This is a genomic window from Moraxella sp. (assembly GCF_030525845.1).
Classification (GTDB): Bacteria; Pseudomonadota; Gammaproteobacteria; order Pseudomonadales; family Moraxellaceae; genus Moraxella.
Genome location: NZ_JAUNDY010000033.1, coordinates 1 through 13,655, shown reverse-complemented (window position 1 = coordinate 13,655; position 13,655 = coordinate 1). Strand labels below are relative to the sequence as shown.

Sequence of the window (13,655 nt, the reverse complement as noted above, 5' to 3'; positions counted from 1 at the left end):
GTGATAAATAGTCCAAAGTTCGTTACGGTGGTAATCGTCCCCACAAAGTCATCGCCCAGATGTCTTTGCATATAATGGCATTTTAGCCATGTTTCCACATGACGGCTTGCCTCTTCGGCTCGGCGTTCGGTGGTGGAGGTTTGCTCGCCTGCCTCGTCTAGGGTTTTATAAATCGCAGGTTTGGGTTTTTTATTTGTTACCTTGTCCTTAATGGCTCGGTGGAGCATGAGGTCAGGATAACGGCGAATCGGACTGGTAAAATGGCTATACTCATCATACGCCAAGCCAAAATGTCCGATGTTGTCAGGGCTATAATTAGCCTGCATCATCGAACGCAGGAGCATTGAGTGAATGCTCTCGGTGTCCGCTCGTCCCTCTGTCGCCTTGATGACTCGTTGATAATCGGCATGGGTGGGCGACTCGGTGGGGAATGCCAAACCAAAGGATTTAAGGTATTCGGCAAGTTTACTGCTTTTTTCATCAGAGGGCTTATCGTGGTTGCGGTAGAGAGCGGGCAAGTCGTGTTTTAGGGCGAAATTTGCCCCACAAGTATTGGCAAGGAGCATCATCTCCTCGATGAGCTTGTGGGCGTCTCCTCGTGTGCGTTTTTTGATGTCTTTGATGTCGCCATCTTCGCCAAAGACGATGTAGCTTTCTGCCGTCTCAAACGCCATCGCCCCTCGCTCCTCTCGTTTTTTATCAAGGACTTGGTAGAGGGCAAAAAGCGTGTCCACCGATTTCATCACATCTGGATTTTTGACCAAATCATCGGGCAAGGTCTCATTAGTCGGGTCGTCAAAATAGGCATTGACTTGGTTATAAGTCAGGCGAGCTTGTGAGTGCATGACCGCAGGATAAAACTCATAGCCTGTAACCTTACCTGCTTTTGACAGCTTAATATCCGCTACCATGCACAGTCTATCGACTTTGGGGTTTAGTGAACAAAGTCCATTGGACAGCACCTCTGGGAGCATGGGGACGACACGGTGCGGAAAATAGATGCTCGTGCCTCGTTCATAAGCATCGACATCAAGCGGACTTTGGGGGGTTACATAGTGGCTGACATCGGCAATGGCGACCACCACGCGGTAGTTACCCCCAGAGCGTTTGCAGGCATACACCGCATCGTCAAAGTCCCGTGCGTCCTCGCCATCAATGGTAATGAGTGGCAAATCTCGCAAATCCACCCGCCCTTTAAAGTCCGTCTCGGTTGGCTCGCCATAGCTGTCGGCTTGTTCTAAGGTGGCTTTGCTAAATTCAGACGGTATGGCGTGGTTTAACAGTGTGGTCTCGATGATGAGTTCACGGTCATTAAGATTGGTTAGCACTTCGCTGATTTTGCCGGTGGCATATTCTTGATAAGTAGGCATATCAATGATAGCGACTTTGACACTATCGCCCACGCTCACACCATGTGTCGCCACTTCGTCATCGGTCAGTGTAATCGGCTGATGAGCATTTGCCCCTGACAGACGCACAAAATAACCCTCATCATCGCTGTCAATCACACCCACAAATTCGCTACTGGCTCGGGTAATCACGCTGGTAATACGAGCCTCCGCCTTGCCTTTGAATTCAGTTGCCACCGCCTCCACCGTGTCGCCGTCAAAGACCACTCGCATTTGTTTTTCGTGTAAAAATAGGTCTGGCATGTCAGACAAATTCACAAAGCCAAAGCCCTTAGGATTGGCAATCACTTTGCCCGTAACGGTGGTCGGCAAGGGGGCAATGCTAAAATGAATGCCGTCCGTGCGTTCAAGCTGACTGTCTCTTAGCATGGCTTTTAGGCGATTGGTGAGGGCAAAAAACCGCTCCTCATCACCCAAAATCCCAAAATGTAGCCCCAGACTCTCCATCGTGGCAGGTTTGCTGTCGTTATTCATCTGGGCGACAGTTTGTAAAATCAAAAGACGGCTTGGAATGGGGTTTTGGTATTTGTTCGCTTCATCTATGGCGTTGGGGTCGTTCCACAGGGGGTTTTTTGTCATGTTCGTACTCTGTTTGTTGGTTGGTTTATCATATCATATTTGGAGATGGGAATTTATATAAAAAGCAAATAATTGTACAAGATAAGCTTGATATTATTTGATGCTATTGATTGGTTATGCTAAATTATGTTAGTATTATGGCTACATGGTTGTTGATGACAAGGTCATAATCAGTACAAGCATCATCATGCCAATACCTGATGGTCAGACATTAGGTCAAACATTGGTATTAGGAGGTTATGTTATGATTAGGCTGGTCCGTCATGACTTTGTTAAATTTTCGTCATCGTAGATTAGACCATTTTGGGAGATTGATATGCAAAAGTTAAGTGTTTTATTACTAAGTGCTTTGTTCTTAGCAGCTTGTGGTAATGATAAACCTGACACTTCTGTGCAGACAACGCCGGATAATGCACAGACAAGTGAGGTTGTTCCTGTTGAGCGCTATGTTGTTGCTACCGAAGCTCATTATCCTCCCTTTGATTATCGTGATGATAAAGGCGAAATCATTGGTTTTGATGTGGACATCTTAAAGGCCATCGCTCAAAACCAAGGTTTTGCTGTTGATTTTATTCATGAAGAGCGTAGCAAGTTATTTGATAATTTAGACGAGGGTAAATCACAGATTTTAGGGGCGTGTTTGGGTATTACCTTTGAGCGTTTGGCTCGTGCGGAGATTTCTACGCCCTATGCTTTTGCTCCCAATGTCATCATGAGTACCAAAGACAATGCTGTTACTGGTCTTGCAAGCTTATCAGGCAAAAAAGTAGCGGTACAGGGTGGGTCATTTAGTGCTAAGTTACTCCAAGATATTCCCAATGTGCAAGTTACCGAGACAAATAGCCTATTTGAAGCATATAAAGCATTTGCGATGGGTGAGGTGGATTATGTGGTGGGCGATGCAGGCTCATTGGAGCATTTTCATAAAAATAACCCCATTGAAGGCAAGGAAATTGAGCTGACCGTTTATGATAAAACAGAAGATACTCGTGTTGGTTTTGCGGTGCAAAAAGGCAATACTGAGCTACTCAATAAAATCAACACAGGTCTCAAAAACCTCCAAGATGATGGTACTTATGATAAAATCTATGCTAAGTGGTTTGGAGACAATTCTACCATGCGAATCCCTGCGGAGTTTATGGGCAAACCTGTCGGTAAATAACCCAAATCCAACCAAAAAAGACAAGTTTGACTTGTCTTTTTATTTGATTAAATGGCGGCATGATGATTTTATCTAATTTTGACGATTTTAAACAGACCGAACAAAGCGGTTATGTCAATGCCATTGCTCGCATTGAACGTGAGCTGTTTGATGATGCATGGGACGGCTTGTCAGTGGGCGATGTTTTGGGGCAGTTTGGGGCGGGGGTGCTTGTCGCCTGTGATGACGATGATGAGTGCATGGGTTACTTGATGTATCAAATCGTCTTTGAGGTGGCGGAAATTTTACGCATCGCCACCGACCCTGATTTTCAAAAACAGGGTGTGGGCAAGGGACTGCTTGATGAATTTGAAAAGCTGTGCAAGGAAAAGGGGGCGGAGCGAATTTTACTCGAAGTGCGAGCCGATAACGCCCCAGCGATACGCCTGTACGAACGGCATGGATTTTATCAGATAGACGTTCGAAAAGGTTATTACAAAGACGAATGGGGGGCGGTGGATGCACTGATTTTGCAAAGGGATTTATGAATTACTGTTGTTTGTCGCCCAAAGAAATTTCATGCAGAGGGTAGTTATGAAAATCGTTGCCATATTCTTTGCTTATTTTTTCCAATTGTGCCTTATCCGCCAAATAATACTCAATGGTCTGACGCACTGTCTCAAATGCCAGATTTTCCATGTCAATCTCATGCGGATAAAACAGACCGCATTCTAGGCTCTCACTCCCCACGCCAAATTGACCATCTTGTAAATTGGCAAGATACATCGCATGAATCTGCCCCCATTGTGGCAAATCAAATAGGGCGTAGAGTTTCAGATTCTCCGCCACGCCTTCGGCTTCTTCGACCGTTTCTCGCTTTGCCCCATCCATCATGGTTTCGCCATTTTCCATAAAGCCTGCTGGCAATGTCCAGTACCCATAGCGAGGTTCAATGGCTCGCCTGCACAGCAAAATGCGACCGTCATGGACGGCAAGCACGCCACAGACCATCTTGGGATTTTCGTAATGGATATAACCGCACGAGCCACACACAAGACGCTCCCGACTGTCGCCCTGTGGTATGGTGTGGGTGGCGGGCTGACCGCATTGTAAACAGTATGTCATAATTTGGTGTTATAATGAGTTTGATTAAGTTTAAAGGAAAAATGCCAAAATGACAAATGATTTTACCGACAAAACCACCATAACCCTACCCGCCGACCACCGTTTTTATGAGTTGGCAGGGCGACTTGGGGAGTATCGGGGTGTGGATATTGTGCCCTATACAGACAACAACGAACTACTGACAGGACTTATGCGTGAAAGTGCGATAAAGCATTATCAAAAATTATTAAATGACAACCCACCCCCACAGGCGTGCGTACTCATCGTCATTACTGATGAATCACGCCCACGCCTACTGCTCACACGGCGGTCATCTCGCCTAAGTAGCCATGCAGGGGAGGTGTCTTTGGTGGGTGGCAAGCGAGATGATATAGACAAAAGTTCGGCACAAGTTGCCTTGCGTGAAGCGTATGAGGAGGTGGGGCTAGATAGGGCGGATACGCAGATTTTGGGGTATTTGCCCATGCAGATTTCTAAAAAGGGCTTGCTTGTCCGCCCTGTGGTGGCAAGTGTGGGGGCAGATGTGGTGGATAAACTCACACCCAGCGAAGATGAGATTGCTCGGCTGTTTTGGCTTCCCTTTGGGGTTTTACGAAATCAACCCATCAACCATATTTTTGATAGGCAGCTATCCAATCACACCGCCAAACTACATACTCCTGCTTGGATTTATGATGATGAAGTGATTTGGGGGCTGACAGGGCGAATTTTGGCAAGTTTTATGGAGATTGGGTTTGGGGTCAAGTGGGGGTGGTATTATTGGGTGTGTTAAGGGTAAGTTTTACCAAAAATTTCCTTTAATTGGATAATGGTAGTGTGATTGCTATTGTCCAATACGGGTTTATCAAATAAGGGTGAGTAATTTTCTTTTTGGGTGGGTTTATTTGATAATTGGGGGTGTAATTTGTCCTTACAGGCTTGAGCGGTGGTTGGTATGGGCTGACCAAGCACCTCCAAAAGCATACCCTCTAAACAAAGGGGTGTAGAATACAAAATGGTAAAGTGGTTATCTTTGGCAATGTTTAAATCTTTATCTTTTACCTTGACATCACTATCCATAAGAATGTAAATTTCATCGTAACTGATATGGCTTGTGGTCTTTTTGGTATATTTAATCACATCGTGGGGCGAGCCACCCCCTGCGTGGTCAATTTTGATTTTCTTGCCCGAATTGCGTTCATTGTAAAGGCTTTTAAAATGTTCCAAAAATGCCTTCTCGCATTCACCCTCGCCCATGACAAGTAGTGTGGTTTTTTGAACTTTTGGGGCTATTTTATTGCTTGCCATGTGATGTTCCTTTATAGATTTGGCACAGCCGAAAATGCCCCTGCCATATATTTGGCATACAAATTATCATCATTACGCACGCCGTCCATTTCATCAAGTCGCCACGTTTCGGATAATTGGTCTGTTTTTTCTACCAGATAAATTTGATGTTTGTTTAATAAATTAAATACTTCTGGCGTATGACAAGTAAAAATTAGTTGGGCATTATGCGGATTGGTATGTGATGAACGAAATAAATTTAAAATCTCGGGTAATAATAATGGGTGTAAATCATTATCCAATTCGTCAATGACGGCAATACCACCACCATTTAATACAGGTAAAATTAAGCCTAATAAATTATAAGCGGATTGCGTACCGTTGGATTCTTGAAAAAAGTTTAATTCAAATTCTGTACCGTCTGCCATTTGATGAATACCAAACGGCATTAAAATTTCTTGCATTTGATTATTTTCATCAAAATGTGTAACAGTTTTGATTTCAATTCGTTTGATGCCTGTATCAAATTTTGTTAAAAGTTGTTCAGCTAAGGTTTTTAAATTAGGATTTTCCAAAAATAACTCTGAAACAGCAAATATATGATTGGACAAATTTATCCTACCGACCGATGTAATATTTGTGGTTAATCGCGAAATTGCATAAACAACTTGTAGAGCGATTGGGTTGTCTTGATGATATGCATAACTTATCATTGAGGTTTGCTTTGGGATATTATTAGCAATTTTTGAATGTAAAAAACCTTTGTGTTTATAATTAATCTTGCCCTCATCATAGCTACATTTAAAAATATAGCTAAATTGACTGCTGGATTTGATATATAAAGCTTCTCCTATAATTTTTTCTTTGCGTAAGGCAAGTTCATAACGATATTCTTCCAGTTTTCCTTGTTCGTTTTCAGCAAAAAAACCCAATTCAAATAAAGTTTCGTTGGATTGATTTAATGCAAATGGTTCAACAAGATTGCCTTTATGTCCATCAAATGAGGCTGATAAAATTAAGAGCCAATCTATAAAAGCCAAAGGCTTCAACAACTGCGTTTTGCCCGAACCATTTGCCCCCAAAACTGCCATTACTTTATTTAAACGATAGGTATCTTGGGCGGTTTCTAGACTAAAATCGTAGGCGGACGAAGTGGCTTGTTTGCTGACTTCAAAAGAGATTTCGGTGTCGTCAAGGTAGGAATAAAAATTATTAAAGCGGATATATTTAATCATATTTTGCCATTTTTCACAAAAATTTGTTGGTTTTGCCATAATATATGATAAATTTTCGCAAATTACAAGTCAATGCACAAAAAAATGGGCTTACTATAAGTGTAAACCCAATTGAAAATTACGCCTTTTGCATGGCGAGTGTCTGCAAAGTCTCAGGCGATGACCATAGCCCTTCTAAGTCATAAAACTCACGAGCTTGCGGAGTCATGATGTGTACGACAATTCGCCCCAAATCCACGAGCGTCCAATCGCTGTCCTTGTCGCCCTCACGTCCAAGTGGCATGAGCCCCTTTTCTTTGGCGGCTGCACCCAGTTTGTCTGCCAAAGCTTTGACATGGCGTTTGCTGGTGGCGTTGGCGATGATCATGCGTTCAGCAACTTCGGTCAGGTGCTCTACCGTCAATACGGTGATTTCTTTGGCTTTTAGGTCGTCTAGAGCGGTGGTTACAAGGGTAATTTGGTCGTCTAGGGAGAGGTTGTGATTGCTCATGATTTGTCAAATTTCTAAAACTAATCTACCATTATACCACATTTTTAGGGTGTGTTGAATTTTTATATTTGCAATTAAAAATGAGAAAAATCGCAAGTTTTTCAAGGAAAAGACCGCAGTTGATATTGAGATATCAACAAGGGTTTTGACGCAGAAAAACAAGATTTAGCCATTTTTAATGCAAAAATGATAAAAATTCACTTAATTATTTCTAATCTTGTAAATAATGTTATAAAGGTTCAACACGCCCTGTAAAGTTGATGATTTTTAATATAATTTAAAATGGACAAGGGCAAATGTGGCGGATGCTCATCATTTGCCAAAGAGGTTCGGATTTGGCTTGATGAAATGGCGACAATCGGCGTGCGGTCATAAAAAATGGGGAATTGACCGTCCAAAAACCCACCAAAATCATGCGTGATGTGTGGCAACACCTTTTCATCTATCGGCACGTCATTATCCGCCCGAGCCACCGCCCAGATTTGTACTAACTTTAACAATTCATCATAGGCTTTCCAGCGGTGTAGGCTTGACAGACTATCGCCCCCCATGACAAAAATTAGCGTGTCATCAGGGTGTTGTTTGTTTAATAATTTAACCGTGTCAATGGTATAAACAGGTGGGGTTTGGTGGATTTCTAGGGGGCAAATTTGGGCGAAAATATTTTCACTTTTTAAGATTTTACACGCCACATCAAGCATGGCAAGGCGGTGTGTGGGGTCGGTGGGATTGCCCTTAAAGGGGTTGCCTGCGGTGGGTAAAAACGACAACTCAAAGGTGGTATGTTGGGCAGATAGAGCGTGATAAATATGACGCATGATGTCCAAATGCCCCTCATGTACAGGGTCAAAGCTACCCCCAAAAAACACCCTTATCATCAGATGGTCAGCTCGCTGTCAGCTAGGACGTCATTTCGGCGGTTACGGACAAAGACGACTTTGTGATTATCGCCATTGGGATAGCGTTCGGCAAGTTCAAAATAGCGAGGGTACGCCTTTAAAAAATCGCTGAATTTGTCGTAGTTGAACAGTCGTGAGTCAAAATCGGGCTCAACTTTTAAAATGTAATTTTTGACAGGAGCGATGTTTGCCCAGCCGTGTTCATCCGCCATGCTGTCAATGGCACTTTTGACAAGGGCGATTGCCACGTCCACAGGTTTAAATTGGTTGTTGTCCGAAAAGAGCATGTCAGCCGAATCATAAAAATCAACATTGGCGGTCTTTTTCTGCTCCTCAAAGACTTCAAGATAAGTAAAGCGGTCGCAGGCTTGCATGAAGGCTTTGGGGGTGTGTTTTTTGCCAAAGCCATAAACAATCAAGCCCTCCTCACGGATACGCTGGGCAAGGCGAGTAAAATCGCTGTCAGAGGATACCAAACAAAAGCCGTCCAATCGCCCTTTATAAAGCAAATCCATCGCATCAATAATCAAGCTAGAATCGGTGGCATTTTTGCCGTTGGTATAAGAAAACTGCTGAATGGGCTGAATGGAGTAGGATAATAGCACGCTTTTCCAGCTGGCAAGCTGGGGCTTTGTCCAGTCGCCATAGGCACGGCGGACGTTTGACCGCCCAAGCGTGGCAATCTCGTTGAGCAGTGCTTCAAGATGAGTCGTGGACGCATTGTCGGCGTCAATTAATACCGCCAAAGATGCTTCGATGGGTGTTGGCATGACTGTGTTCGGTGGATAAAATAGCCCTCATTATAAAGGAAAAATGGGCGTTTATGTAGCCCTATTTGATAAATTTTGGATATTTGGTGCGTTTTTTGACGTGGTAAATTTTTGAATTTTTGTTATGATATGTCATCAGGTAAAGATTAGGAAAATCCCCATGTTGCACTCTCGCACCACCCAAACACCAAAAGCACGCCGACATACACCACGTGTTCATGATTTATTGACCAAAATTGGCACGTATCTTGAATCTGGTCAAGACAAGCATTATGACGGTGTAAATTTAACCCAAACCTCATCTATGGGGCATGTTCGTGTACAGGGGCTGGATTTGGGCGGTCAGTTTTTGGAGGCGATGTTTGGTAAAAAGACTCATGCGATACGCACTTTGGCGGATAAATATCTGCATGATGAGACACTACCTGCCATCGCTGATGGTATTTACCAAAAAATCGCTCAGTTAGCGCAGGCGTGGGCGGTTAGCTCCTTGCCTGATAATCCCAAAAGTTTAAGTGTGTTGGAGAGGGAGCAATTAGCAACAACCATCGCTCGTCAAAATCGTGCGTTGGCAACACTAGGAGGGACGCTCGGTGGCTTGGGATTAAAGGGCGTGGTTATGGATACGGCATGGCTACTTGTGGTGTCGCTTCGCACGGTGTATCAGTTGTCGTTTGTTTATGATGTGCCGCTGACAGGCAGGCAAGGGGTGTCGATGGCGTACGACGTGCTTTTGGGGGCAAATTTAACCAAAACCCAAGAAAAACAAGTACTGCTAACCGCATTGGCATTATCAAACACGCTTTTAAAAAATGCCAGACAGGGCAATCTCAATGACGAGTTATTTAAATTAAGCTCAACCAATGTCGCCTTCAACGACTTTAAAAAATTCTTAAAATTACTTCATTTGGATGAAATGCTTACCAGACATCATCTGGACATTGGGTCAAGAAAATTGCGTTGGTTGCAGGCGGGGACATCGCTGGGAGCGGTCTTTGTGGGCGTGCATTATAATCGAGGGCTGATAGATGAAGTGATAGGCACAGCGATGGCAACGTTTAAACCCAAAACCGCCCTTGGTATTGACTATCGGCATGAGACATCATCAGCCATATAAGGCTTGATTTTTGGTGTTAAATTGGTTAAAATAACAAATCCCATTTGGGATAAGTGCGTTTTTTGTGCGGATTTGATGAAAATTTCGCCAAAAACGAGTTTTTAATTAACGGGAGATTATTGCCTATGGCAACTACAAACCAACTTATCCGTAAAGGTCGCAAAACCATTACGGAAAAATCAAAAGTACCTGCGTTGAAGGCTTGCCCACAACGTCGTGGCGTATGTACTCGTGTATATACCACCACCCCTAAAAAACCAAACTCAGCCATGCGTAAAGTATGCCGTGTGCGTTTGACTTCTGGTTTTGAAGTATCTAGCTACATCGGTGGTGAAGGCCACAACCTACAAGAGCACAGCGTTGTGCTTATCCGTGGTGGTCGTGTAAAAGACCTACCAGGTGTGCGTTATCACACCGTGCGTGGTGCACTTGACTGTGCGGGCGTGAAAGACCGTAAACAAGGTCGCTCTAAATATGGTGCAAAACGTCCTAAGGCGTAATGCAATTAAACTAATGAATTGTGCATGGCTTGTGAGAATGTGTGTTAATCTAACCATGCCACATCCCAATCATGCAGTAAGGCTGGCTAAGTGCTTGATTTATAAAGTAAATGCCAGATTTACCCTGAAGACATAAGGAATTATTATGCCAAGACGTCGCGTTGTAGCTGCTCGTGAAATCCTACCAGATCCAAAATTCGGCAGCCAAACCATCGCCAAATTCATCAACCAAGTGATGGTTGATGGCAAAAAATCAGTCGCTGAAAAAATCGTTTACGGTGCATTAGAGACTGTTGCTGAAAAACGCAAAGTAGAAGACCCAGTTGCTTTCTTTGAAGAAGTACTAGAAAGCGTTCGCCCAACCGTAGAGGTTAAAGCCCGCCGTGTTGGTGGTGCTACTTACCAAGTACCTATGGAAGTACGTCCCTCCCGTCGTACTGCCCTAGCCATGCGTTGGTTGGCTGACGCTGCCGCCAAGCGTTCTGAAAAATCAATGGCTCTACGCCTAGCAGGTGAGCTTAATGACGCTGCCGAAGGTAAAGGTGCTGCCATCAAAAAACGTGATGACGTTCACCGTATGGCAGACGCGAACAAAGCGTTCTCACACTTCCGTTTCTAATTTGCCTTTGAAGTTGCTAAATTAGAGCATGCTTGGTTTGGGTTGGTAGATTTTCTCAATATTAAGCCCAAGCCGAGCAAATTAAGTTATTTTGTGATGATTAATTTGGCATTAATCCTGTTGATAGACAAAATAACACCCAATTAACACAATTTTTCTAGGAAAAATTATGGCACGTAAGACCCCATTAAATAGATATCGTAACATCGGTATCTCTGCTCACATTGACGCAGGTAAAACCACCACGTCAGAGCGTATTTTGTTCTACACAGGTAAGAGCCACAAACTTGGTGAGGTGCACGAAGGTGCAGCCACCATGGACTGGATGGAGCAAGAACAAGAGCGTGGTATTACCATTACTTCTGCTGCAACCACTTGCTTTTGGTCAGGTATGTCTGAGCAATTCCCAGAGCACCGCATTAACCTAATCGACACCCCCGGCCACGTTGACTTCACCATCGAAGTTGAGCGTTCTATGCGTGTTCTTGACGGTGCTTGTATGGTTTACTGTGCGGTAGGTGGTGTACAACCCCAATCTGAAACCGTATGGCGTCAGGCAAACAAATATAAAGTGCCACGTTTGGCATTTGTGAATAAAATGGACCGCACTGGTGCAAACTTCTTCCGCGTGGTTGAGCAAGTAAAAGCTCGTTTGGGCGGTAATCCTGTACCTGTGGTTGTGCCAATCGGTGCTGAGGATACCTTTGAAGGTGTTATCGACCTACTAGAAATGAAAGCTATCATTTGGGACGAGCCATCACAAGGCATGAAGTTCGAATATGGCGAAATTCCTGCTGATCTTGTTGATACTGCCAACGAATGGCGTAACAACATGGTAGAAGCCGCTGCCGAGTCCTCAGAAGAGCTTATGGATAAATACCTAGAAGAAGGTGATTTGTCTCGTGAAGACATCGTTGCAGGTCTGCGTGCTCGTACCCTAGCTTGCGAAATTCAGCCTATGTTGTGCGGTACTGCCTTCAAAAACAAAGGCGTACAACGTATGCTTGATGCGGTTATCGAATACTTGCCAGCACCAACTGACGTTGAAGCCATCAAAGGTGTGCTAGACGACAAAGATGGTACCGAAGCCAGCCGTGAATCATCAGATGACGCACCATTTGCAGGTTTGGCGTTCAAAATCATGAACGACAAATACGTTGGTAACTTAACTTTCGTTCGTGTGTACTCTGGTGTTGCCAAACAAGGCGACAGCGTGTACAACCCTGTTAAGATGAAGCGTGAGCGTATCGGTCGTATCGTTGAGATGCATGCCAACAGCCAAAACGAAGTTGAAGAAGTTCGTGCAGGCGACATCGTAGCATTTGTGGGTCTTAAAGATGTTACTACTGGTGACACTCTGTGCGACCAAGAAAATGTGATTACGCTTGAACGCATGGAATTCCCAGACCCGGTTATCTCGTTGGCAGTTGAGCCTAAGACCAAAGCTGACCAAGAGAAGATGTCTATTGCATTAGGTCGCTTGGCGAAAGAAGACCCATCATTCCGTGTTCGCACTGACGAAGAGTCAGGTCAAACCATCATCTCTGGTATGGGTGAGTTGCACCTTGACATCATCGTTGACCGTATGAAGCGTGAATTCAACGTAGAAGCCAACATCGGTGCGCCACAGGTTGCCTACCGTGAAACCATTCGTTCAACTGTTGAGGTTGAAGGTAAGTTTGTACGTCAAACTGGTGGTCGTGGTAAGTTTGGTCACGTATGGCTACGCCTAGAACCACTTGACCCATCAAGCGAAGTGGAATACGAATTTGCTGAAGAAATCGTGGGCGGTGTTGTTCCAAAAGAATATCATGGTGCGGTTGACAAAGGTATCCAAGAACGCATGAAGAGTGGTGTTTTGGCGGGTTACCCAGTTGTCAACGTTAAAGCAACTTTGTACGATGGTTCTTACCACGATGTTGACTCTGATGAATTGTCATTTAAGATGGCAGGTTCGATGGCATTCAAAAAAGGCTTTATGCAAGCCTCTCCCGTACTGCTTGAGCCCATCATGAAAGTGGTTGTTGAAACCCCAGAAGACTACATGGGCGACATCATGGGCGACCTAAACCGTCGTCGTGGTGCGGTACAAGGCATGGTTGACCTATTTGGTGGCATCAAAGAAATTACCGCCGAAGTGCCACTTGCTGAGATGTTTGGTTACGCTACTCAAATGCGTTCTATGTCTCAGGGTCGTGCAACTTATTCTATGGAATTTGCTAAATATCAAGAAACTCCGAAGAACGTTGCTGACGAAATCATCAAGAAATTCACCGCCAAAGATGATGATGAGTAATTTGCTCGCTTGATGTAAAGCGGCAATGAATAACTTGAAAAATGCGTTCGTTGTCGCCATCTAAGGCAAAGCATCCAACATGATTGGATGATCCAGATAACTCTTTTGACTTTAACATCTGATTGTTTAAGGTTATTTTTAAAGGAAATGAATTATGGCCAAAGCCAAATTTGAACGTAACAAACCACACGTAAACGTTGGTACCATCG

Annotated in this window: 15 protein-coding genes; 7 read left to right on the top strand and 8 right to left on the bottom strand. The window is 44.1% G+C overall.

Annotation, left to right across the window (positions count from 1 at the left end; genetic code table 11):
- On the bottom strand, positions 1–1,988 hold a 1,988-nt coding region (gene rnr / locus Q4B79_RS09180), incomplete at its 3' end, for a ribonuclease R (protein WP_303086120.1).
- A 316-nt stretch (positions 1,989–2,304) separates the two neighbouring features.
- Here rnr and Q4B79_RS09175 point away from each other — a divergent pair.
- Together Q4B79_RS09175 and rimI are read left to right on the top strand one after the other, a co-directional pair.
- A complete protein-coding gene (locus Q4B79_RS09175; RefSeq protein ID WP_303086119.1) occupies positions 2,305–3,150 on the top strand; it encodes an ABC transporter substrate-binding protein in 846 nt (281 codons plus the stop codon).
- 62 nt (positions 3,151–3,212) lie between these two features.
- Positions 3,213–3,677 carry a ribosomal protein S18-alanine N-acetyltransferase gene (gene rimI, locus Q4B79_RS09170; RefSeq protein WP_303086118.1) on the top strand — a complete coding sequence of 155 codons (465 nt, stop codon included), beginning with the start codon at positions 3,213–3,215 and terminating at the stop codon, positions 3,675–3,677.
- Position 3,678: 1 nt separating this feature from the next.
- On the opposite strand, the gene Q4B79_RS09165 is transcribed toward rimI, so the two are convergent.
- On the bottom strand, positions 3,679–4,254 hold the full coding sequence (locus tag Q4B79_RS09165; RefSeq protein ID WP_303086117.1) for an NUDIX hydrolase: 576 nt from the start codon (positions 4,252–4,254) through the stop codon (positions 3,679–3,681).
- A 49-nt stretch (positions 4,255–4,303) separates the two neighbouring features.
- Here Q4B79_RS09165 and Q4B79_RS09160 point away from each other — a divergent pair, with 49 nt between their 5' ends.
- On the top strand, positions 4,304–5,026 hold the full coding sequence (locus tag Q4B79_RS09160) for a CoA pyrophosphatase (protein WP_303086116.1): 723 nt from the start codon (positions 4,304–4,306) through the stop codon (positions 5,024–5,026).
- On the opposite strand, the gene Q4B79_RS09155 is transcribed toward Q4B79_RS09160, so the two are convergent.
- The 5 genes from Q4B79_RS09155 to Q4B79_RS09135 all read right to left on the bottom strand — a co-directional run bounded on the left by Q4B79_RS09155 (position 5,023) and on the right by Q4B79_RS09135 (position 8,914).
- Entirely contained in the window at positions 5,023–5,541 is a 519-nt protein-coding gene (locus Q4B79_RS09155) for an RloB domain-containing protein (RefSeq protein WP_303086115.1), read from the bottom strand. The two genes, Q4B79_RS09160 and Q4B79_RS09155, sit on opposite strands and share 4 nt — an antisense overlap.
- A gap of 11 nt (positions 5,542–5,552) precedes the next feature.
- Positions 5,553–6,755: an ATP/GTP-binding protein gene (locus Q4B79_RS09150; RefSeq protein ID WP_303086114.1), complete on the bottom strand. Its 1,203-nt coding sequence runs from the start codon at positions 6,753–6,755 to the stop codon at positions 5,553–5,555.
- A gap of 118 nt (positions 6,756–6,873) precedes the next feature.
- Positions 6,874–7,245 carry a ribosome silencing factor gene (gene rsfS / locus Q4B79_RS09145; protein WP_303086113.1) on the bottom strand — a complete coding sequence of 124 codons (372 nt, stop codon included), beginning with the start codon at positions 7,243–7,245 and terminating at the stop codon, positions 6,874–6,876.
- Between the two features lie 239 nt (positions 7,246–7,484).
- Entirely contained in the window at positions 7,485–8,123 is a 639-nt protein-coding gene (gene nadD / locus Q4B79_RS09140; protein ID WP_303086112.1) for a nicotinate (nicotinamide) nucleotide adenylyltransferase, read from the bottom strand.
- Positions 8,123–8,914 (bottom strand): NYN domain-containing protein, encoded by a 792-nt coding sequence (locus Q4B79_RS09135; protein ID WP_303086111.1) that lies wholly within the window; start codon positions 8,912–8,914, stop codon positions 8,123–8,125. The genes nadD and Q4B79_RS09135 overlap by 1 nt, the downstream gene beginning before the upstream one ends.
- A 160-nt stretch (positions 8,915–9,074) precedes the next feature.
- Between Q4B79_RS09135 and Q4B79_RS09130 the strand changes: the two genes are divergently transcribed.
- From Q4B79_RS09130 to fusA, 4 genes are all read left to right on the top strand, one after another.
- Positions 9,075–10,031, top strand: a complete 957-nt coding sequence (locus Q4B79_RS09130; protein ID WP_303086110.1) for a hypothetical protein — start codon at positions 9,075–9,077, stop codon at positions 10,029–10,031.
- A gap of 125 nt (positions 10,032–10,156) precedes the next feature.
- On the top strand, positions 10,157–10,531 hold the full coding sequence (gene rpsL / locus Q4B79_RS09125) for a 30S ribosomal protein S12 (RefSeq protein WP_242748970.1): 375 nt from the start codon (positions 10,157–10,159) through the stop codon (positions 10,529–10,531).
- Between the two features lie 145 nt (positions 10,532–10,676).
- Complete coding sequence (gene rpsG / locus Q4B79_RS09120; RefSeq protein ID WP_303086109.1) at positions 10,677–11,150, top strand: 30S ribosomal protein S7; 474 nt, start codon at positions 10,677–10,679, stop codon at positions 11,148–11,150.
- Between the two features lie 169 nt (positions 11,151–11,319).
- Entirely contained in the window at positions 11,320–13,446 is a 2,127-nt protein-coding gene (gene fusA / locus Q4B79_RS09115; protein ID WP_303086108.1) for an elongation factor G, read from the top strand.
- Here the strand turns inward: fusA and Q4B79_RS09110 are convergent.
- On the bottom strand, positions 13,421–13,655 hold a 235-nt coding region (locus tag Q4B79_RS09110), incomplete at its 5' end, for a hypothetical protein (RefSeq protein ID WP_303086107.1). The two genes, fusA and Q4B79_RS09110, sit on opposite strands and share 26 nt — an antisense overlap.

What these genes read in the sequence shown, in the direction of transcription:
- nadD (WP_303086112.1), bottom strand. Translation starts at nt 8,123, where the DNA reads ATGATAAGGGTGTTTTTTGGGGGTAGCTTTGACCCTGTACATGAGGGG.
- rsfS (WP_303086113.1), bottom strand. Translation starts at nt 7,245, where the DNA reads ATGAGCAATCACAACCTCTCCCTAGACGACCAAATTACCCTTGTAACC.
- Q4B79_RS09175 (WP_303086119.1), top strand. Translation starts at nt 2,305, where the DNA reads ATGCAAAAGTTAAGTGTTTTATTACTAAGTGCTTTGTTCTTAGCAGCT.
- fusA (WP_303086108.1), top strand. Translation starts at nt 11,320, where the DNA reads ATGGCACGTAAGACCCCATTAAATAGATATCGTAACATCGGTATCTCT.
- rpsG (WP_303086109.1), top strand. Translation starts at nt 10,677, where the DNA reads ATGCCAAGACGTCGCGTTGTAGCTGCTCGTGAAATCCTACCAGATCCA.
- Q4B79_RS09150 (WP_303086114.1), bottom strand. Translation starts at nt 6,755, where the DNA reads ATGATTAAATATATCCGCTTTAATAATTTTTATTCCTACCTTGACGAC.
- Q4B79_RS09165 (WP_303086117.1), bottom strand. Translation starts at nt 4,254, where the DNA reads ATGACATACTGTTTACAATGCGGTCAGCCCGCCACCCACACCATACCA.
- rpsL (WP_242748970.1), top strand. Translation starts at nt 10,157, where the DNA reads ATGGCAACTACAAACCAACTTATCCGTAAAGGTCGCAAAACCATTACG.
- Q4B79_RS09135 (WP_303086111.1), bottom strand. Translation starts at nt 8,914, where the DNA reads ATGCCAACACCCATCGAAGCATCTTTGGCGGTATTAATTGACGCCGAC.
- Q4B79_RS09130 (WP_303086110.1), top strand. Translation starts at nt 9,075, where the DNA reads ATGTTGCACTCTCGCACCACCCAAACACCAAAAGCACGCCGACATACA.
- rimI (WP_303086118.1), top strand. Translation starts at nt 3,213, where the DNA reads ATGATTTTATCTAATTTTGACGATTTTAAACAGACCGAACAAAGCGGT.
- Q4B79_RS09155 (WP_303086115.1), bottom strand. Translation starts at nt 5,541, where the DNA reads ATGGCAAGCAATAAAATAGCCCCAAAAGTTCAAAAAACCACACTACTT.
- Q4B79_RS09160 (WP_303086116.1), top strand. Translation starts at nt 4,304, where the DNA reads ATGACAAATGATTTTACCGACAAAACCACCATAACCCTACCCGCCGAC.